The 270-nt window shown below is 73.3% G+C and carries 1 protein-coding gene; it reads left to right on the top strand.

Annotated elements, in window-relative coordinates; all coding sequences use genetic code 11:
* A partial coding sequence (locus tag SB771_RS34670) for a DUF445 family protein (RefSeq protein WP_410721997.1) occupies nucleotides 1–270 on the top strand: 270 nt, incomplete at both ends.

Raw genomic sequence — 270 nt, 5'->3', positions numbered from 1 at the left:
CCGGCCGATGGGCCTGCCGATTCCGCACACCGCCATCATCCCCAGCAACAAGGACCGCATCGGCGACAACCTGGCGGTGTTCGTGCGCGACCACTTCCTCGACCCGGATACGCTGATGGCGAAGCTGCGCGGCTTCGACCCGGCCGCGCGCCTGTCGCGCTGGCTGGCGCGGCCGAAGCAGGCGCACGCGCTCAGCGACGGCGCGCGGCGGGTCGCGCTGCAGACGCTGGACCTGCTGGACGACCGCGCGGTGCGCGGCGTGATCCAGGC

It is taken from the genome of Burkholderia sp. SIMBA_051 (assembly GCF_046534915.1).
Classification (GTDB): Bacteria; Pseudomonadota; Gammaproteobacteria; order Burkholderiales; family Burkholderiaceae; genus Burkholderia; species Burkholderia ambifaria.
Note: the sequence above shows the minus strand (reverse complement) of the source record. Positions and strands in the feature narration are given on the sequence as shown.